The 19,363-nt window shown below is 61.8% G+C and carries 15 protein-coding genes; 7 read left to right on the top strand and 8 right to left on the bottom strand.

The genetic code is table 11. The features are described from left to right. Both AB1I47_RS27055 and AB1I47_RS27050 read right to left on the bottom strand, forming a co-directional pair. Window positions 1-268: hypothetical protein (locus AB1I47_RS27055; RefSeq protein WP_354686774.1), on the bottom strand; the 268-nt coding region annotated here is incomplete at its 3' end. A 167-nt stretch (window positions 269-435) separates the two neighbouring features. Further along, window positions 436-1,287, bottom strand: a complete 852-nt coding sequence (locus AB1I47_RS27050) for a hypothetical protein (RefSeq protein ID WP_354686773.1) — start codon at window positions 1,285-1,287, stop codon at window positions 436-438. Window positions 1,288-1,581: 294 nt separating this feature from the next. On the opposite strand from AB1I47_RS27050, the gene AB1I47_RS27045 reads away from it, so the two are divergent. The 6 genes from AB1I47_RS27045 to AB1I47_RS27020 all read left to right on the top strand — a co-directional run bounded on the left by AB1I47_RS27045 (window position 1,582) and on the right by AB1I47_RS27020 (window position 10,269). Then, window positions 1,582-2,436, top strand: a complete 855-nt coding sequence (locus tag AB1I47_RS27045) for a M15 family metallopeptidase (RefSeq protein WP_354686778.1) — start codon at window positions 1,582-1,584, stop codon at window positions 2,434-2,436. 85 nt (window positions 2,437-2,521) lie between these two features. After that, entirely contained in the window at window positions 2,522-2,791 is a 270-nt protein-coding gene (locus AB1I47_RS27040) for a PAAR domain-containing protein (protein WP_354686772.1), read from the top strand. A 58-nt stretch (window positions 2,792-2,849) separates the two neighbouring features. Then, window positions 2,850-4,373, top strand: a complete 1,524-nt coding sequence (locus AB1I47_RS27035; RefSeq protein WP_354686771.1) for a hypothetical protein — start codon at window positions 2,850-2,852, stop codon at window positions 4,371-4,373. A 66-nt stretch (window positions 4,374-4,439) separates the two neighbouring features. Next, the gene (gene tssM, locus AB1I47_RS27030) at window positions 4,440-8,387 is read left to right on the top strand and encodes a type VI secretion system membrane subunit TssM (RefSeq protein WP_354686770.1); all 3,948 of its coding nucleotides are present in this window, start codon (window positions 4,440-4,442) and stop codon (window positions 8,385-8,387) included. Beyond that, window positions 8,384-9,373, top strand: a complete 990-nt coding sequence (gene tagF / locus AB1I47_RS27025; RefSeq protein ID WP_354686769.1) for a type VI secretion system-associated protein TagF — start codon at window positions 8,384-8,386, stop codon at window positions 9,371-9,373. Before tssM ends, tagF begins: the two co-directional genes overlap by 4 nt. 107 nt (window positions 9,374-9,480) lie before the next feature. Further along, window positions 9,481-10,269 (top strand): OmpA family protein, encoded by a 789-nt coding sequence (locus tag AB1I47_RS27020; RefSeq protein WP_354686777.1) that lies wholly within the window; start codon window positions 9,481-9,483, stop codon window positions 10,267-10,269. Window positions 10,270-10,324: 55 nt separating this feature from the next. Here AB1I47_RS27020 and tssA read toward each other — a convergent pair whose 3' ends face one another. The 4 genes from tssA to AB1I47_RS27000 form a co-directional block, all read right to left on the bottom strand. Beyond that, the gene (tssA, locus tag AB1I47_RS27015) at window positions 10,325-11,413 is read right to left on the bottom strand and encodes a type VI secretion system protein TssA (protein ID WP_354686768.1); all 1,089 of its coding nucleotides are present in this window, start codon (window positions 11,411-11,413) and stop codon (window positions 10,325-10,327) included. 91 nt (window positions 11,414-11,504) lie between these two features. Beyond that, window positions 11,505-11,816 carry a hypothetical protein gene (locus tag AB1I47_RS27010; protein WP_354686767.1) on the bottom strand — a complete coding sequence of 104 codons (312 nt, stop codon included), beginning with the start codon at window positions 11,814-11,816 and terminating at the stop codon, window positions 11,505-11,507. 883 nt (window positions 11,817-12,699) lie between these two features. Next, window positions 12,700-13,815 (bottom strand): MFS transporter, encoded by a 1,116-nt coding sequence (locus AB1I47_RS27005; RefSeq protein ID WP_354686766.1) that lies wholly within the window; start codon window positions 13,813-13,815, stop codon window positions 12,700-12,702. A 143-nt stretch (window positions 13,816-13,958) separates the two neighbouring features. Further along, window positions 13,959-14,846 (bottom strand): T6SS effector BTH_I2691 family protein, encoded by an 888-nt coding sequence (locus tag AB1I47_RS27000; protein WP_354686776.1) that lies wholly within the window; start codon window positions 14,844-14,846, stop codon window positions 13,959-13,961. A gap of 16 nt (window positions 14,847-14,862) precedes the next feature. On the opposite strand from AB1I47_RS27000, the gene AB1I47_RS26995 reads away from it, so the two are divergent. Beyond that, complete coding sequence (locus AB1I47_RS26995) at window positions 14,863-15,414, top strand: hypothetical protein (RefSeq protein WP_354686765.1); 552 nt, start codon at window positions 14,863-14,865, stop codon at window positions 15,412-15,414. 111 nt (window positions 15,415-15,525) lie between these two features. On the opposite strand, the gene AB1I47_RS26990 is transcribed toward AB1I47_RS26995, so the two are convergent. Next, window positions 15,526-16,596 carry a DUF6708 domain-containing protein gene (locus tag AB1I47_RS26990; RefSeq protein ID WP_354686764.1) on the bottom strand — a complete coding sequence of 357 codons (1,071 nt, stop codon included), beginning with the start codon at window positions 16,594-16,596 and terminating at the stop codon, window positions 15,526-15,528. 15 nt (window positions 16,597-16,611) lie between these two features. Beyond that, a complete protein-coding gene (locus AB1I47_RS26985) occupies window positions 16,612-19,356 on the bottom strand; it encodes a T6SS effector BTH_I2691 family protein (RefSeq protein WP_354686763.1) in 2,745 nt (914 codons plus the stop codon). Between the last annotated feature and the right edge of the window lie 7 nt (window positions 19,357-19,363).

Below are 19,363 nucleotides of genomic sequence, written 5' to 3'. Positions count from 1 at the left end.
TTTCGGCCTGGCGGATCAGGCCGGTGCGGCGCGCCTGGCCGCCGCCTGCGAGCGTGGTCAGCAGCGTTACGCGCTGGCCGAGCAGGCTGTCCAGGGCGATATTGGCGTTGGCGCTGACCGCGACGATACGCGATTCCGCCAGCGCCGAAATGCCTTCACGGCCGATCCAGGCCTCGACGGCAAGTTCGCCGAGCGCGCCCTCGCCCTCCAGGGCATAGAGGCGATGGGCGGCGCTGAAGAGGTGTTGGTATAGGGTGGTTACATCCATTCGGTGTCCGTTTTGCGCAGCCGCGCCTGCATCAGGGCCGGCATGCCCGGGGCGGACACCGCTAACGGCGCCTGCCATGGTTGTCGGAGTTCCAGCACAGGGACATGGCGCATGCCCGGTCGCCACGTCACTCCCACGCTGAGCCGATGCCGCCGTGGCGTGCCGGCTCAGTTGCGCGCCTTGCTGGTTGGCCGCGTGCTTGCCGCGCTCGCTATCGGCTTGCCTTCAGGCTGCGACAGCAGTGCGGCCAGCACCTCGGCATCGGGATCCTCGCTGGACGCGCCCTTGCGCCGTGCCCCCTTGGCGGGCTTGGATGCGCTGGAAGATTTGGCCGTCTTCTTGACCTTCGAATTGCCGGCGACGCCGGCCTCGGTCTTTGCAGTTGCCAGCGCTTTCGCGGTCGCTGTGGTCTTTTTGTTATTTTTGGCGCTTTCTTCGGTCTTAGCCTTGGCTGCGGGTGCTACCTGGCGGCTGGCCGCTGCCGGTTGGCTGCTGCCCAGGGCAGTCAACGCCGCCAGCGTGGTGCCGGCTGCTGAGGCAGCAGCCCCGGCTCCGTCCATCTTGCCGAGACTGTCCAACGCATCGTCTCCGCCGTCAATGTCAACAATTGTTGCGGGCTGAAGTTGAGAATTTTCAGCGGCGTTTTTAGTGGGATCCGTCGATGCTGCCGAAACCGCGGAGGCAGCAGTGGGTGCAGTCGCACCCGGAGCCTGCGCAACAGCGCCGGGCGCGGCAGCCGCAGGTGCCTGCGCCGGCGTAGCCGGGCTGTGGGCCTGCAGCGGTGCATCCCCGTCGGGCCCAAGCCCGAACCATGCCCACGCCACCGCCGCGGCAGCAACAGCGACCAGGCCGCCGCCCACATAGCGCCGCGCGCGCTTCTTCGGTGGTGTCTTGGCGGCCATCGGCACCCTGCCTTCCAGGCTGGCAAGGATGCGAGTCTGTCCGGTTGCACCGGCGTCAGGCTCGCTGCCGAACAGCGTAGGCGGGCCGGAAGGCTTCAAATCGTCGCTATTGCTCATCTGTCACCAGGAATTTGAAATAAAATGCGCGTCGTGGGCGCTTCAGGCACGATTTACAATTACCGACCGATGTGTCAAATATGGCAGATTAGATCGATTTCGCTTTAGACTCCGGATTCTACGGCTGGCCTCGTCGAAAGACAAACCGTTGCTTGTGCCAGCGTTTGAAACCGATTCGAAAACAGATGTAAAAAATACTGAGTACGCCTGGACTCCCGCTGCGAGGCATCGCCTGGCAAGGGCTTGATGAACAGGCTGGGCCGGGCGCAGCAAACCCCGGGCACGCAGGTGAGCATGGTCTTTGTCGCACTGGTCCTCTATTTCGTCGTGATGGTCGCCGCCGCTGCCGTGCTGCTTCTTCCCGCAGTACGGCAGCGCTGCTTTGCGGCCGCGCGTACGCAATGGCGGCGGTTCAGCGCCACCGCGGCGGCGGCCGGTACGCAGTCGGCGGGCTCGATCCGTGAGTCGGTGGGCAGCGCGGGCGCGACGCTGGTGGCAGCGAAGGATTTCCTGGCCAGGCGGCGCGCGCTGGTGCTGGCCGCTGCTGGCGTGGTGGTCGCGCCACCGATGGTGGCGCTGGCACTGCGCCACAGGCAGGTCTTCCAGTTCGAGGACGATGGCGGGGTGCGTGAGCCAGACCCGCAGATCGCCGCCCTGCTCAATGGCGAACGGCTGGTGCCGCCGCCGCCGTTGCCGCCGGAGGTCTTCACTACACGCGAGGTGGAGCTGATCCGCCCGGCGATTCGCGACGCCAGCCGCGACTGGAACATGCTCGATGCCGATTTCCGGCAACGGCTGCTGCTGGTCTACAAGATCATGCGCGACGAGCACGGGTATGAAATGGCGCTGCTGGAGGGATACCGCAGTCCGGAGCGGCAGGCAAAGCTGGCCGCGATGGGCAGCCACGTGACGCAGGCTGGTGCCTACCACAGCTACCACCAGTTCGGCCTGGCCGCCGACAGTGCCTTCTACCGCGACGGCAAGCTGGTGATCACTGAGAAGGACCCGTGGGCCATGCGCGGCTATGAGTTGTACGGCCGCGCGGCCGAGTCCGCGGGGCTGGTCTGGGGCGGGCGCTGGAAGATGATGGATCTCGGGCACGTCGAGCTGCGGCGCCCGGGCGTGCTGGGTAAGCGGCCGGCGCAATAGCGGCTGCATCGTCCCGCCTGGCGGGCACAGGAAAACAAGCAAACAGGGCCGGCAGCAGCTTGCCGGCGTATTACGGGAGAGCGTAGTGGCACGTCCTTTCATTCTGCTGGGCGACAAGACCGACCATGGCGGCGTGGTGATCAGCGCGTCGGGCAACACCAGCACCAACGGCAAGGGCATCGCCTGCGTGGGCGATCGTGTCACCTGCCCGCGCTCGGGCCACGGCGGCACCACTGTGATCGTCACGGGCGATCCCAACGTCATCATCGACGGCCGCGCGGCGGCCCGGCACGGCGACAAGACCGCATGCGGCGCCACGCTGCTGTCCAGCCAGGGTGTGACCGGCAGCGAATAAAGGCAGGACGGCAAGCGGTCGTTTCAAACACCCTGCCGCCTCCACTCGACACGAAACCATGTTTCCAAGACTGATCAAGTCCACGCTGATCCTGTTCGCGGTGTTTGCCGTGGTCTGGGTTGCCACCATCGCCTGGTGGCAGTCCATCAACCGCATGCCGACAACCACCGACATCGTCACGCATATGGTGATGCTGCCCGCCGGCATGGTCGCGGCCTACCTTGTCATCAAGCGCGCGCTCGACGGCATTCGCAGCAATGTTGTCGGGGCCGGGCAGGCAGCCACTACCGCTGGCGCGGCTGGCCCCGCAACCGGCAACGACGGCAGTGCAGCGCAGGGCGATCAACACGACCCCACACGCAACTGGCGCGCGGTGCTGCTCGCAAGCGCGGTGCGAGCCCCCGCAGGCAACGCGCCTGACGCGCTGGCGGAAGCGGCGCTGGCTGGCAAGCAGCCCGGCATCGTCGCACTCGACGGCCTGCCCAATCCCGTATTTGCAGCGCAGATCGAGTCCGTCGACATCGAGACGCTTCGTACCGAGTTTGCCGAGCGCTTACCCGATCTTGCGTGGGACGATGAAGCGCTGCGTGCGCTGACGCTGGCCGCGGAAGTCGCCGAAGAGCTTGCTATACAGGCAGCCGTCGTCGAGCCTGCCGGTCTTGATCCCGACGCCAAGCACGGCAACGTGCAGCTGATCGCCACCATGTTGCTGCCGCGCGGCTGGCCGGAGCCACGCCAGGCCGCCGCGGCCGGCTGGCTGCGCGAGCGCCTGTCGCTGCTGTGGCCGCCCGCGCGGCTGACGCTCGAGGCCACAGCGGCCAGGGGCGATGGCGACGCGCTGCTGCTGCTCGACCGCGCCACGCAGGCATTGAACCGTCCTGTCGATGGGCAACCCACGCTGCGCCTGCTGGTAGCAGCCGATTCCCTGATCGGCGCCACCGCCGTGGAAACGCTGGAACAGGAAGACCAGTTGTTCAACGCCCGCTGTCCGCACGGCCGTACCCCTGGCGAAGCCGCTGCCGGCGTGCTGTTGGGGATGCAGCAGGCGCCTTCCGCGCCCACCGCAGGCAACGCGGAAGCCGATGCTGCGGATGCGGGCGCACCCGGCGCCGATCCAGCCCCCATCCTGATCACGCGCGCAGCCATGGCCCGGCTCGACGCTCCAACCGCGGACCGCGGCCAGCCCCGGCTCGAAGCGCTCGGCCAGGCAGTCAGCCAGGCGCTCGAGGCCATTGCCGGCAAAGCCGATGCATCGCCGGCCAGCGACGCAGCCGCAGCGCCGCCCGCGGAACCGGACCAAGCGCCCTCGCCCGTCGCCACCGTCGTCGCCGATACCGGCCTGCACCCCGTACGCACCGTGGAAGTCGCGCAGATCGTCAGCACCCGCTTTCCCAAGCTGGACCCTGCCGCAGACCTGCTGGCGCTGGGCGTGCCATGCGGCTACGCCGGCGTCGCCAGTGCCCTGCTGCCCGTGGTGGTCGCGCATCACCTGGCGCTCGACGGCGGCCGGCCCGTGCTCGCCCTGAGCGCGACCGATGCGCACCAGCGCGGCGCGGTCGCGATCCTGCCTGCCCAGACCTGACCCGCACTGATTCCGCCGCAACCGCGCCGCCCCGAAACACCGAATTGCTCCCGAGCCAAAGGCAACATGCACCGCATCCTTAACTTCCTGACCCACTCACGCACGCTGTCCGTGTTCGGCGTGGTCGTGCTGACCGTCTTCCTGTTGCTGCTGGCGCAGACCTTCGAAATCGGGCTGGCCTGGGTGGCCATTGTCCTGGGCGTGCTGCTGCTGGCGTGGCTCGCCACCTTCCTGTGGAAGCACTGGCGCGCGCGCCGCGCCAGCGGCAAGCTCGAAGGCATCCTCGAGCAACAGGCCGACATGGCCGCCAAGGCCGCGCCGCCAGACAAACGCGACGAAGTGGAAGCGCTGCGCACGCGCCTGGCAAGCGCGGTGAAGACCATCAAGACTTCCAAGCTCGGGCAGCACTCAGGCAGCGAGGCGCTCTACGAGCTGCCGTGGTACATCGTGATCGGCAACCCCGCGGCGGGCAAGAGCACGGCGGTGCTGAACTCGGGCCTGCAGTTTCCGTTCGCCGACAAGAACAGCGCCGTGATCCACGGCATTGGCGGCACGCGTAATTGCGACTGGTTTTTCACCACCGAAGGCATCCTGCTCGATACGGCAGGCCGCTACGCCGTGCACGAGGAAGACCGGCGCGAATGGCTGGGCTTCCTGGACCTGCTCAAGCGCTATCGCCCCAAGGCGCCGATCAACGGCATCGTGGTCACCGTGAGCATTCCGGAATTGACGCAGAACCGCCCGGAGTTCGCCATCAACCTGGCTAAAAACCTGCGCCAGCGCGTGCAGGAGCTGACCGAGCGGCTGGAAGTGTTCGCGCCGGTCTACGTGATGTTCACCAAGGCCGACCTGATCACCGGCTTTACCGAGTTCTTCGGCGACAACGAGAAGCAGGAGCGCGACCGCGTCTGGGGCGCCACCCTGCCCTTCGCTCCCGAAGAGCGGCGCGACGTGGCCGCCGTGTTCGACCAGCGCTTCGACGAGCTGTGCGATGGCCTGAAGGAGATCAGCGTGGCGCAGATCGCGCAGCACCGCAACGGCAAGCTGTCGCCGGGGCTGCTGAGCTTTCCGTTGGAGTTCGCCTCGGTCAAGCCTACGCTGCGCGCGTTCCTGGTAACGCTGTTTGATGAGAACCCGTTCCAGTACAAGCCTGTTTTCCGCGGCTTCTACTTCACCAGCGCCGTGCAGGAAGCCAGCACCACCAGCGTGTCGGCAGAGCGCATCGCGCGTCGTTTCGGGCTTAAGCTCGAAGGCGTGGCCGGCAACCGCGAAGTGTTCTCCAAGAACGGCTTCTTCCTGCGCGACCTGTTCTCCAAGGTGATCTTTGCCGACCGCCGTACCGTAAAGCAGTTTGCCAGCCCGGCCAAGACGCGGCTGCGCTTTGCCACGTTCTTCGGGCTGGTGCTGGTGCTGGGCCTGTTGCTGGGCGGCTGGACCTGGTCGTTCCTGGGCAATCGGCAGCTGACCGCCAACGTGCAGGCGGACCTCGACAAGATCGTCAAACTGCAGCAGAACCGCGTGGATCTGCAAGCGCGCCTGGAAGCGCTGGACATCCTGCAAGACCGCATCGAGCAACTCGAACGCTTCCGCGCCGACCATCCGCTGGCGTTGTCGCTTGGCCTGTACCAGGGCGATACGCTGCAGCACAAGCTGCTGGACGAGTACTACAACGGCCTGCGGCAGGTAATGCTCAAGCCGGTTGGTGGCGCGCTCGAAACCTTCCTGGCTGAGGTCAACGCGCATCCGGATCAGCTCGCGCCGATGGTGCGGCCGCCTGAAACAGGAGCCGTGGTGGCCACTTCCGCACCCGCGCCGGCTTCGGCCGCCGCAGCTACCGCAGCCAATGCATCCAGCGCCAAGGCTGCCACCGCCGCCGCCGGCAAGCGCTACACCGACGCTTCGCCGACCAATGTGGAAGACGCATACAACGCGCTGAAGACCTACCTGATGCTCGCCGACAAGCGCCACGTCGAGGTGGCGCACCTGACCGACCAGGTGACCCGTTTCTGGCGCGGCTGGCTCGAAGACAACCGCGGCAACATGCCGCGCGAGCAGCTGATCCGCTCGGCCGAGCGCAACCTGTCGTTCTTCCTGGCGCGCGTCAACGACGACAACTGGCCGCTGCTGGAGGGTAACCTGTCGCTGGTCGACCAGACCCGCGAGAACCTGCGCCGCGTGGTGCGCGGCATGCCGGCGCGCGAGCGCGCCTACGCCGAGATCAAGGCGCGCGCCTCCACCCGCTTTGCACCGATGACCGTGGCCCGCATCGTCGGCGACACCGGCGCTTCGGTAGTGGCAGGCAGCTACGCCGTGCCCGGCACCTTCACGCGCGAGGCCTGGCTCGGCTATGTGCAGCCCGCCATCCGCGAAGCCGCCAGCAAGGAACTGCAGACCAAGGACTGGGTGCTCAACGTGGCCGCGCGCGACGACCTGACGCTCGAAGGCAGCCCCGAGCAGATCCAGAAGACGCTGGTCACGATGTACAAGACCGAGTACGCGCGCGAATGGCAGCGCTTTATGCAGGGCGTGACCATCCAGGACTTCGGCAGCTTCGAGCAGGCCGTGGCCAGCATGAACCTGCTGGGCGATCCCGCCAACTCGCCGATCCGCAAGGTGCTGGACACCGCCTACGAGCAGACCTCGTGGGACAACCCCTCGCTGCTCAATGCGGGTCTCAAGCAGGCCAAGTCCGGCATGCTGGACTGGTTCAAGCGCCTGATCGCGCGCGGCACGCCCTCGCAGGTCAACGTCAATGTCGATGTCAGCGGCGCCAATGCCGCGGCCGGCACTATCCCGATGGGCCCGGTCGGCAAGGAGTTCTCCGGCCTGGCGCGCCTCGTCGTCATGCATGACAACAACTCGCTGCTGCGCGGCTACATGGAGTCGCTGTCCAAGGTGCGCACCCGCTTCAACCAGCTCAAGAACCAGGGCGATCCCGGCCCGGGCGCGCGCCAGCTCATGCAGCAGACGCTGGAGGGCAACGGCTCTGAACTGGCCGATGCGCTGAAGTATGTGGACGAGCAGATGATGACCGGCCTGACCGACACCCAGCGCCAGGCGCTACGGCCGCTGCTGGTGCGCCCGCTGCTGCAGTCGTACGCGGTCGTGATCCGCCCGGCCAGCGCCGAGATCAACAAGGTCTGGAACGCGCAGGTGTACCAGCCGTTCAGCCAGACGCTGGCAACCAAGTATCCGTTCGCGTCCGACGCCAAGATCGAAGCCAGCGCAGCGGAAATCGGCCAGCTCTTCGGGCCGGAAGGCGCCATCGCCAAGTTCACCACCACCACCATCGGCCCGCTGTCGGTGCGCCGCGGCGACATGCTGGCGGCCCGTACCTGGGGCGACCTGGGCCTGTCGCTGGCGCCCGAGTTCACGACCAACTTCACGCGCTGGGTGGCGCCGCTGACCGGCGGCGCCGCGGGCGGTGGCACCGGCGGCGCCGCTGCTGCTGGCCCGCAGACGGTGTTCCAGATCCTGCCGACGCCGGCCAGCGGTACGACCGAGTACACCATCGAGATCGATGGCCAGCAGTTGCGCTACCGCAATACGCCGGCGCAGTGGGCCAACTTTGTCTGGCCCAATCCGCAAGGCTCGCCCGGCGCCAGGGTCACTGCGACCACGTTCGATGGCCGCACCATCGAGCTGCTCTACGAGCCGGGCCGCTTCGGCCTGGAGCGGCTGATCGCCACGGCCTCGCGCAAGCGCCGCCCGGATGGCGCCTTCGACCTGAGCTGGACACGCGACAACATCACCGTTGGTGTGGCACTGCGCATCATCAGCAGCCCGCAGACCAGCGGCAATGCCAGCGCATCGGACTCGCCGCAGAGCCAGGGCCTGCGCGGCCTGCGCCTGCCGACGTCGATTGCTGACGCCAACGCGCCGCTGAATGCCACCGCAGCACCGGCCACGCCCGCCTCGGCGCCGGCCGGCGCCACCGCCCCGAACACCCAGGCCAGCGCGCAGGGTAGCGCGCAGGCCGCGGCCCAAGTCAATCAAGGAGGTACGGCGCAATGAGCCAGCCGACCCATCTGCAGCTCTCCTATTTCGGCAAACTGCCGTCCCGCGGCGATTTCGTCAAAAGTGCCAACAACACCCAACTGCTCGATACGCTGGATCGTTGGCTCGCGCAGGGCATGGAGCTGCTGGCCGAGGATCCGGCCTGGAAATCCAGCTATGACGCCTGGAAGCCGATGCACTTCGCCTTCCTGGGCTCGCAAAGCAAGCTGGCAATCGCCGGCGCGCTGATGGCCAGCAGCGACCTGTCGTCGCGCCGTTTCCCGTTCCTGACGGCTGCGGCAATGGAAGTGGACCGTCCGCTGACGTTCATCGCCCGCAGCCCGCTGGCGCTGGCACGGCTATGGACGCGAGCCAGCCAGCAGATGCATGCGCTGGCGCAGGCGTCGGACGCCACCGAAGGGCTGCAGCAACTGGCACAAGGCCAGTTCGGCGTGGAGACCGGCGCCGGGGCGCAGTCGCACGATGCCAGTTTTGCCGACTTTATCGACTACCAGACCGTGGCCGGCCTGGAGCACATGCTCGCCGGACATGGCCAGCAGGTGCGGCTGCGCCGCACGCTGCTGGCGCTCGGCATCCTGCTGCAGCCGCTGATGTCGTCCGGCTCGTCGCATCTCGAAAAAGGCCTGACGCTGCCGCTGCCGGCCGATCCTCTCTATCGCAGCCTGGTGGCCAGCTTCTGGCTGGAACTGGTGTCGCGCTTCCTGCATCGCGCGGATTTCGAGCTGTCGATATTCCTTGGGCAGATCGGCGGCAAGGAACGGCTGGTGATCGGCTTCAACGGCGCCTCGTCGCGCACGCTGCATGGCGTGATCTCGCCGCTGGCCTACGCCGAGCAGAACATCAATATCGATGACCCGGAATGGGTCGAGCAGCACGTCAACGGAGACTACGGCATGGCCAAGTTCGTCAGCTACATGGACCAGCCGCAGTTGTCGCTGCGACTGGCGCTCGACACGTTCCGTGAAGTCTTTGTCGGGGAATGAGCATGGGTTTCGATGCAGCATCTAATCGGGCAAGTGGGATAACAAGCCTCGCTCCCCTCCGACCACGCGCTGCGGCATTGGCCGCTGCGCTGTTGGCCGCGGTGGCCATGGTGCCTTGCCATGCCGCACCGGGCGATCCTGTCATCAGCGCATCGGGGGCTGCAGCGCCTGCCGCCACTGCAGGCTCGTCCGCCGCAGGCGCATCAGGCCGCGTCGTCGCAGGTGGCGCGGTGCCTGACGAAGCCACCAAGGCCAGCGTGCTGGCGCGGCTGCGCGAGTTATACGGCAGCGCCAACGTGGTCGACCAGATCGAGGTCGGCAACGTAGTGTCGCCGCCCAACTGGTCGGCTAATGTGCAGAAGATCCTGTCGCCACAGATTCGGCAGGTGACGCGCGGCCAGCTCAGCATCGAGGGCACCCAGGTGTCCGTGCACGGCGACGTGCGCAACGAAGCCCAACGCCAGCAGATCGCCAGCGACATGGCTACCGGCCTGGGCCAGAGCTACACCGTCAAGAACGGCCTGCGGGTGCCGGCATCCGAGCAGAACCTGCTCGACCAGACGCTGGCCAACCGGATTATCGAGTTCGAAACCGGCAGCGCCACGTTGACGCCAAAGGGCCGCACGATCCTCGACGAAATGGCGGCGGTGCTGCCGCGGCTGAACGGCCGCAAGATCGAGATCGTCGGGCATACCGATAACTCCGGCAGCCGCGCGCTGAACCTGACGTTGAGCCAGGCGCGGGCTGAGACGGTGAAGAACTACCTGATCGGCAAGGGAAGTGAGCCTGGCACGCTGACTGCGGTGGGTGTTGGGCCCGATCAGCCGGTGGCGGCGAATGACAAGGAGGAAGGTCGGGCCAAGAATCGGCGAATTGAGTTTCGGGCGGGACAGTAGGCAACTGTCCATTGAGACTATGCCGGCGGCGCTGCGGGCGCCGGCACAGCCGCTTTCAGTTTGCGCTGTCCGGCGTCTGATTCTCGCCTACGCCGAGCAACTCTTCGATCTGCGCCAGGGTCGCATCGTCTTTGACCACCGTGCGCAGCCAGGCATGCAGCGGCATGTCGCCCCACTTGGCGGCCCTGGCGGCAAGATAAGCAACCGGGCTGTGCGGTTCGGTGCGTCGGAAGAACTCGGCCACCTCACGCAATTGCGCAATTGCCTGTGCGCGGGTACGGATGGGGCCGTGCTGCACGCCATCTCCGCCAGTCGCTGGCGCGTTTGCTTGTCCCTCCCCCGTTGGGGACGATGCCTGCGTTGCCTCACCGCCGGCCGGCTTGTCCACGGGCTTGCCGATAAATCGCTCCACCAGCACGCGCACCGCCTCCAGCGCTTCACGCGCCTGCCGGAAACTTGGCGCATGCTCACCCGCACGAGCGTCGAGCACATCGCCGAGATGCTTCAGCGCGGCTTCGCAAGCCACCACGTCGGCATGCAGCGTCGCATAAAAGACAGCTGGTGTTTTCTTCCGCGCCGCTTCGAACTGCTCCTGCGTGATCTTGCCCCGAGCCAGCTCGTCGGCCTGCTCCGGATCGCGGCGGATCGCCTCCGCCAGATGCGTCGCCACATCCCAGTCCACGTACGAGTACCCGCCCGCCGACGCGTCGACCAGCGGAATCTCGCGGATCAACTGGCTCGACCGGCTGGCGAGCCAGGCCACGCTGCCGGTGCGATAGTCCACGTCGTCGGCGTCCATGACGGGATGAAGGTGGTCCCAGTACTGGCTGCAGAGTTCGGCGGTCAGGTGGTAGCCGTCGCGCAGGCCCGCAAAACCCTGTTCCTTCGACAGGGCCTCGGTCAGCCAGACGGCGAGGCGAAGATCCTTGGTGCGGTCTTGCAGCAGCGTCGTGGCAATGCCGATCACCTCGCGCCAGTCCGCCTCCTTGATGTCCGTGACCCATTCGCCCTGGTCCAGCGAAGGGTCGTCGAAACGCCGTGCCTCCTGGATGCGGTCGAATTCAGCCGAGAAAAGCATGTCTTCGCCGCAGGGTTGAGGGCCCGGAATCGGAGCGAGCAGACGGTCGAGCTGGAGAGTAGCCATGATGATCAATCAGCCTTGGAACAGGGACTAAGTGTACCGTTGGATATGTTGTAAAACCATGGTCAAAGAGGTAGATGCGAGGGGTCTGGAATTACGCTGCGACCTTTTGTGTTTTTCGGTTGAAGCGAATCCGTCCCCGCAGCGGGCCAAAGAAGGCCGTACGTGCCCCGAGACCTACAAACATCATGACGACAAAAAAAATGCAACCGACCGCAAAGAACAGGATGAGCGTCCAGCCTCCGATCAGCAACGGCAACATCTCCGGCTCATAGGCTTCCGACCATCCTAAGAAAAATATCCTGCCGAACATCAGCGGATGAACGGCCAGGCCATACCACATCCAAAGCATGAACAAACAGGCCACTAATACCAGCAGTGCCCATGATGCCACCATGCTTTGCACACCAAATCCGGGGTTGGCGAGTTCCAGATAGGCATCATTTTGTGCGTGGGCGCAATTCGTATTCGCGACCGAACATGAAACTCCTTGTGACTCCGTATCTGGTCAGCCCTCCTGCAATTCGGCCTTTGCATTGGCCAGTTGCTGCAGCGTCAGGCTCCATCTCACGGGGCGCGCACCAATTTGGATGAGCCTGCACACGATCCCAGTCAAGGATCACGTTACCACCATAGCGCGCGGGCGAAAAACGTCACTGAAGCCGGCCGAAGCGTCACCTCACTTACCGATCATGTCAAATTCATCAGCGAAAGACCGATTTACTTTCATTCACAGTGAATCCCCTCACACTCTATTGACCATTTGGATATTGCACCGGCTTGGCTTCCGCACGACTACGAGGAAAAGTTGCACCAACCACCAATGCACTCCCCTAGCAGGCCGCTGAAGTACTCGCTGCAGACGGGGCAAAGCTTCCCTCTGCGCGACGCACATGCCTCGTATTTTTCATAATCCGGAAGCCGGGCGCCATTTCATCGATTTTTACGCGATCTGATGCCCATTTTTAGCTTCCTTGGTCCCATTACAGGCCCTGCGGACAATAGCACGAAATCTTCCAGTCGCCGCATGGTGAATAGGCTTTCGGTGAAGGTGTCGGCGCCGCGCATGAATCTCGGATGGAGTGGTGTCTGGTTATCAACGCTTTGGTACGCTGCCGCGCTGACTTTCGGGGCTAGGTATTTCAGCAACCTGTTAGGCTTAAGGTCTCGATACTTTTTGTGCCAATCAAACAGCCACTGACTCGCCTTCCCACCACGAATGAAACAAATCTCCACCAGCTAGACCGCTTCAATTGAGATTCGCACCATCTGTGCGGGGAGAAGCTTGGTCAGCTAGTAACTGGCTCGCTTTGCTGGGGACTATCGGTATTGGTAACAGGCTTCCATCGCAACGGCTCCTCTGGTCCGATTCCATCCTCCCTTCGCTTCATCCCGCAATCGCTATTCCACTCCGTCGGAAACGTGGGCCATTTGCACAGCCGCTCAGCCAGGCAATGCAGTGGCGCCCAGATGACCGACCCTACAAAGAGAGTCTGTGTCTGTATTGAGTCCTTGCCTCGCCCACCAAGGTCGTCCAATGCTCGAGATGGACCCAATTCGGTCTCCTCGACGTGCTGCGAAGGCGAATGAAAGCCTTTGCGCAGCCATTCATATTCATTGGGAACCGGAACCTTCTCGATGCCCTCCTCCATGAAGGTGCGGATGTACTGCCAGAGGCTTTCTCCTGACAACTTGGGACCCACCCACAGCACATCCTCACCTCTACGTTCGGGATCGTTAGGATCCAGCGGTGGCCAATACAGAACCAACCCGCGAATGCGAAGTTCACCACCGGCATTCTCCTGGCGACGCTGCCGGGCATACTTGTTATCGATCTCATGAGGCTCCATTTCACGAGGGGCACACCAAGCTGGGTGCGCCTGCACACGATCCCAATCTAGAATGACATTGCCGCCGTATCGATCTGGTCGGAGGACATATACTTTACGCGTGGTGCGGTTGAAGCGATACCGGGCGCGAAGGCTGGTGAAGAAATTCGGAGCGATTTGATGTGGCCAAATCAAAACTATGTAGGTTAGCGGGATACAAGCAAGCCCAATCCCAAAGGCAAGATCTAGCCACCAATCGCTTGAGAAGATCACCGAATCAGGCAGCATTAAAAAAAGAAAAAATGTGGCGATCCCCAAGAGGAAGAAAAAAAACGCCACGAGAGAAAATATTGTCGACCGATTTTCCTCACCTATATTTGACAATTCGATAAAATTCTCATTGTAATCGAACAGCGTCCGCATCCAATCGAGGCCTGGTGGAACCCTGTCTTTTTTGAGAGAATCATTTGGACTATAAATCTTCGTGTGACGATTTATATCCGCAATAAACTCGATCGCCTCCTTCTGCCCATACTTCTTTTTATGAACATACAGGGTCGCCTCAATGTCGAACATATATTTCCCTCAAGTCACTGAAGCTCTGCCAACGCGTCGCCCAATTTATCCATCCTGTCACAAAAGGCCGTTTATCAAAATTAACCCTGAACGGTTGTCTAGATAGCCAATTGGTCCATTCTTGACCTTTCAATTTGGAAATTTCAACAGTCGCCTGGCGCGGGCAAGGGATCGGCCAGCTGCTTCAACGCAGCGACCAATTCCTGGCTTACCTGAGCGTTGTTCAGGCTCAGCATGCGCCAAACTAGGTTCTTCTTACCGGGTGAAAAGGTGTCCAAGGCAGAATACCAGTCCCGCCCCCGGCTGCTGTTGTCAAGCTGAAGCAGGATGGCGCACAACTGGCCGGCACACCGCATGCCGTCACCCGATTCGATCGGAGCCGTCTTACTGTATCGGGCCAATGCATTGTCGATAAAGCTGTCGGCCTTTAGCCAGACGATCAGATCGTCGGCAAGACGGTCCAGCAACTTGTCGCGCTTCTCGATCTGCTTCTCGTGAAGTGCATCGAATGCCTGCACGGCAGCCATGTCGCAATTCGCGGCAATCTTCCCAAGAGCGTCCTCGTTTGCCTTCTTTTCGACTTCGCCCCGTCCCGCGACGCGCGTGTCTATGTCTTTTTGGATCGCCTCTCGCCTGCGCCGATTTAGCTCCTGTACAGAGATCAACTCGTACGTACCGTCCGGTCGCGGCAGTCGTACAGGCATCGGACTGTCAGAACCGGGATAGTGTTCGCCCATCCGTTCATGCACGTCACGAAGGTTTTCAGTCTGACCGTCGTAGGTCGAGATTACCTGTTTCTCCAGGGCCACCTTGATCGTCTGGATACTGCGGCTTGCGCTATCTTTCCATTCGTTGCTGACCTTGTTACTGTGCGTCTCCTTCAACCAATCCATATAGGGAATGGCTGCGCTCAGGTGTGGGAGGCTCAATTCCTGTGCAATACCAATGGCATCCTCGCACGCCACAACGGCGCCCTTGTTGTCGAGCAGGAACTTACGAATTCCCTCAAGGACCCATACGCCCAACGGCATGCGCACGGCGTAACGTGTGCTGGAGTACGCCGCGCTTCGCAATGAGTCATTGCAGCGTGTCGGAAATGAGCAGTGCTTCGGTCTAATGGGCGCTACGCCACGTGAGCGTGGTTGGGGCAGCTACGACGAACTGCGCAACGGCAAGCATTTCGTAGAGAATTCCGCCGGAGCGGTGGTTGGGATGACAATAGACCGCATACCGTACACGTCAAGCAACCAGCTTATGCAGAGGCTCATGGACCGCGGCATACCGCTCCTTCTCTGGCTTGGCAGCCTGACGCTGAACACCGTACAGGCGGTGAACGCGGGCTTTGATCAGAGCCCGCCAATGCGGGTCTGCACCACGGTGGTCAAGGAAGAGCATCTAGGATGCGCGAGAAGCTACCAACGCTCAGGGACCGCGCACCAGCTTTGCGACGTTCTGACAGAGGTTCAGGGTTGGCCAGGTCCCAACGCAACCATCCGGGTCGAAGGCCGGTTCCCTGATGCAAAGCGGATATGTTTTTCGACCCATCGCGGGTTCCTGGGACTGGAATGGATCGACAACGTCCATGCAGAGGAAGGCTGATGCAGCCTATGACATAAAACTCTGCTTGACAGGCTTCCCGAGGTGCCGCACACCATTCTCTGTTCGTCAAGCACGTGGACTGCACAAATCAATGTGTGGTAGGCCAACTTGTCAAGCTGCCGTACCATCAGGCCCCAGCCGCTCCCGTCGCTCGGCGTCGTAGTCGAGGGCCATCTTCAGCGCTCGCTCGCGATATGCCAATAATTGTTCGTCGCCTGCCGGGCCACTAGTCTTGGCGTCGCCAGCATAGCGTGGTTCGTACAAGGCAAAGGGATCATTCGGTTCGATGGCACAGGCTTTCTCTACTTCCGCGGGCCAAACCGGGCGCCTACAGGTCTTCATCGCCAGATAGCGAAACAGTGCCCACGGCAGCGTGATGAACAGCATCAGGATTCGCCAAATGCCTGAGAACTGGCCGCTCACCTGCGTAATTACCGCGTTGCGAAAAGTGGGCTCAGTGCTGACTGTCAAAGCCAATGGTGGGAATGGGAGCGACTGCGGTCCCTCTTTCATGTATCGGCGAACCATTTCCCAATGCTCCAGTACCGCTCCTCGACTGTTGCTGCCGTCCATACCGACAGCAAATGTGTGGCGAACCCTCCTCTGGTCATCGAGAACGTGACAGCGCAGATCGAAGGTGAAATGAGTCTGCCCGCCTGCGAGGGGACTTGCGCGGCCGATGAAAAAATACGCCTTCTCCCATGGCACAGTCAGCACACCTCCGGGACCGTTGTGTCGAAACACGTAAATCATTCGGTTTTTGCGGTTAAAGCGAATTGGATAATGCGTGTATCGAAAAAAGTCCTTCATCCAGATGAACTTGATGAGACATAAAGCAAAAATAGTGCATACAACAATGAAAACCCAATCCGTCGCAATAAACGATGCGTCTGGAAGTGAACCGTCCTTCCGCGGAGCATACATGGTAGATGCTGTGTAGCCAGCAAAGAAGAGAACCATGAAAATTAATGGAGCTCCTCCCATTGCCGCCCAGCCGCGCTCTAAAAAGAAGCGATCCATATATTCGACAAAGGTTGAATTCAATCTCAGCACTCCATGATCATTTGGCGGCAGCTCCGTGATGGTCTCCTCTGGATCCAAGTGTTCCTCTTCTTCGTACCTATGCAGCGGACGGTCTACCTTGTAGCGAGTTAGCCACCCTGCGTACTGGCCTTCTTTCATTTGCTTACGATCCCTCTATGCTTTGAGCAGCGCTTGATACGCCGATTCCTGTTCCTCAAGCTTCAGGAATCGGCCATGCTCATGCGCTCCGAACGGCGTCTTATCCAGCCACACTTCCACCTTATTGTCCCTGATCACGTTGATGAGCCATTCCCCAAGCATCGACACAAGCGCGAGGGCGAGCAATAACACGAATCCAACGCCCGCGCTTAGCAGACCGAAAAGCATAAGTGCAGCGATAGTTGCTCCCGCAACTGAGGTAGCAAGATAAAGCCGATACATGGCCACATCACCTTGCTCCCTCGCGTCCTGCGCTTTCCAATAGTCTAAAACTGATCCCATAAAGGCGCCGATGGTGCCAATCAACTTCCCGAAGAATCCCACCAAGAGAGCTCGGTTGGAAACCTTGGTCATGAATAGCCTGAACGGCCTTGCCAGCGACGTTTTGCCCCAGGCCGTGCGCTCGAACCCTTTTCCAGCAAGTTCTATGCCGCTACCCGCTAGGCTTGTTAGCGCGCCAGCCAACTGCAATTGACGTTGGCCTTGCGTTCCCTTCTTTGGATCTGGCAGTTCAATGCACGCCTTGTATACGTTCCATCCGTCCAGTATCAGGCCGGCCGTACCGAGTCCAAGGTCCAACTTGATGGCGCTAGCGGTGCGACTTCTCAGTGCTGCACGCAGTTGATCTTCTCGGAGCAACACCTTTTCCAACTGATCCACCTTTGTCCCATTGAATGAGCGCCGCATCTCTTCATCCCAGAACACCGTCCACTCGTAGACGCGTCGCCCTCTCGCATTACGCGCGCCGCTAATCTGTCCACGCGCCCCATGGCGCTCAGACAGCTCGGTGCGAACGTGATTATTCACCTGCCGCCGCAAGGCTTGCCTGTCGACGTTGGGATACGCACGCGCCAACTCGTCGACAATGATATGGGCAAGTTCCGCTTCGGAAGCCCGAATCTTCAGTTGGCGCAAGGGCTTGTTAGCAAGCAGGCCAAGCAGAGCCACATGGCGATAACGTACAGCCAGGCTCACCATCGCATCGCTCGCTTTGCCCGCAGCTGCTCTTCCTGAGCGGCCCAGCAATGTCACGATAGGCGCCGATACGCTATAAGCCAGCCGCGCCACACCGTTCATCGCACCGTCCAGTTCGTTGGCATGGCCCTTCTCAAGTACGTGTGCAAATGCCTTGAATACATTGCTCCACGCGCCGGGGTTGCCGACCTCCAGTTCGGCTGTCGCGGCCTTCTCCAGCTTCTTGGCCGCCTCGCTGTTGTCGAGCACCAGTGCCCGCAGCACAGTGTTCTTGCGCTCGGTGAACGATCCCTGCAGCTCCTTGAGAAGAACATCGGTGACTGGCTCAATGCCGACGATGTCATAAAGGCAAGCCATGACCAGGTGTGTCATCGCCTCACCGCTCTTGATATCGGCGTCATCGTGATTGCACGACATTGTCTCCCGATAGGAAGTGCCCCCATACCATGCCACAAAACTGCGTGCCAGCGGCGCCAATGTGTTCTTGGCGTAGGCGCTCATATCTCGCTCGAGTTCTTTGTCGAAGGCTTCGCGGTTAGTCTCGCTGTAGTCGTTCAGATACTCCTTCCAGGCATTGCGGCGGACACGCTTCTCTTCTTCGGGCGTGAGCGTTTTCAGACCGTTTTGTTCCCATACCTTTTCCTCCAGATCCGGATCATATGGGGTCGCCACAGGCATTCCATCAGCGTAGGTATAAATGGCTACACTCGAAGTATTCCGCTTGGCCTGCAACGCTTCCTGCACCGCCTGCTCTTCAATGGCATGGCGCATGCCGACAATGGTCGCGGACGTGGCATGCTTCCAATCCCTTTCCCTGTCGCGTTCGAAGATGTCGACCCGCAAACGTAGGAGCTGCGCTGCCTCCAAAGCGAGGCCAACGGGATCGCCGACTGCCACCATGGGGGCAGTCATACCCATGCGCTTCGCTTGGTCATTTGACCACTCCACAAGACCAGGCAGTTGTTCACGCAAACCATAGAACGCCTGGGGCGAATGTGAGAATGCCGACGGTTGTCCCGCCATTTCGCTTGGATACGTGCCACACTTTTCAGGCTCAGGCCTCGTCTCCTTAATCGCATACGCGGCCTCTGGGAGGGAAGCACTCAGCTTGTCCAAGGAGTCCGCGTGTCGGTGGCTACCGCCCTTCCAGAGATCCAACCTGAGTTCGCGCATATGACGCGCTCGCTCCCTCGCACTGGTATGCGCCTTCCAGACACGTTTTGTCCAAGGCGTATCCGAGAATCCCAACCAAATCCGTTCCGCGGAACTGGCATCCGGAATCATAATGCAACGAGCCAGATATGGATGGTCCGGTTCCCGTTGGCAACTGAATTCGATAGATTCCTTGGGCGGTTGCAACAAGGTATCGATGGACTGCGCCTTGTCGGGATCCAACTTTTCCAGGACGCTATGCTTTATCTCTGTAGCAAACGGGTACAAATAACCCTTTTCAGTGACAATATATGCATCCCAACTGCCTCGCTTCTCATTGCAGACATAGAGATAGCCCGGTCGCATAAGGCGCAATGTGTAATGCTGGCCCGGTGGCAGGGCGTTGTCCTGAACCCCTGCGCCGAAAGCGCCGCCAAGCTTGGGCGCCTGCTTGCCCTTGGCGATGTCATTTCGCGCGATTGCGTACCGGACCGGCAAGATTGGCAGCCCCTTTTTCTGGCAGAACGGGCAGCCTGCTTTGTTGTTTTTTGGAGTCGTAGCGGATTGGGTCATGGTTATC

The organism is Cupriavidus necator (assembly GCF_040578825.1).
Lineage (GTDB): Bacteria > Pseudomonadota > Gammaproteobacteria > Burkholderiales > Burkholderiaceae > Cupriavidus > Cupriavidus necator_E.
This window is presented reverse-complemented; position numbering and strand designations above follow the sequence as displayed.

What these genes read in the sequence shown, in the direction of transcription:
- AB1I47_RS27050 (WP_354686773.1), bottom strand. Translation starts at nt 1,287, where the DNA reads ATGAGCAATAGCGACGATTTGAAGCCTTCCGGCCCGCCTACGCTGTTC.
- AB1I47_RS27045 (WP_354686778.1), top strand. Translation starts at nt 1,582, where the DNA reads ATGGTCTTTGTCGCACTGGTCCTCTATTTCGTCGTGATGGTCGCCGCC.
- AB1I47_RS27035 (WP_354686771.1), top strand. Translation starts at nt 2,850, where the DNA reads ATGTTTCCAAGACTGATCAAGTCCACGCTGATCCTGTTCGCGGTGTTT.
- tssM (WP_354686770.1), top strand. Translation starts at nt 4,440, where the DNA reads ATGCACCGCATCCTTAACTTCCTGACCCACTCACGCACGCTGTCCGTG.
- tagF (WP_354686769.1), top strand. Translation starts at nt 8,384, where the DNA reads ATGAGCCAGCCGACCCATCTGCAGCTCTCCTATTTCGGCAAACTGCCG.
- AB1I47_RS27020 (WP_354686777.1), top strand. Translation starts at nt 9,481, where the DNA reads ATGGTGCCTTGCCATGCCGCACCGGGCGATCCTGTCATCAGCGCATCG.
- tssA (WP_354686768.1), bottom strand. Translation starts at nt 11,413, where the DNA reads ATGGCTACTCTCCAGCTCGACCGTCTGCTCGCTCCGATTCCGGGCCCT.
- AB1I47_RS27005 (WP_354686766.1), bottom strand. Translation starts at nt 13,815, where the DNA reads ATGTTCGACATTGAGGCGACCCTGTATGTTCATAAAAAGAAGTATGGG.
- AB1I47_RS27000 (WP_354686776.1), bottom strand. Translation starts at nt 14,846, where the DNA reads ATGCCGTTGGGCGTATGGGTCCTTGAGGGAATTCGTAAGTTCCTGCTC.
- AB1I47_RS26990 (WP_354686764.1), bottom strand. Translation starts at nt 16,596, where the DNA reads ATGAAAGAAGGCCAGTACGCAGGGTGGCTAACTCGCTACAAGGTAGAC.
- AB1I47_RS26985 (WP_354686763.1), bottom strand. Translation starts at nt 19,356, where the DNA reads ATGACCCAATCCGCTACGACTCCAAAAAACAACAAAGCAGGCTGCCCG.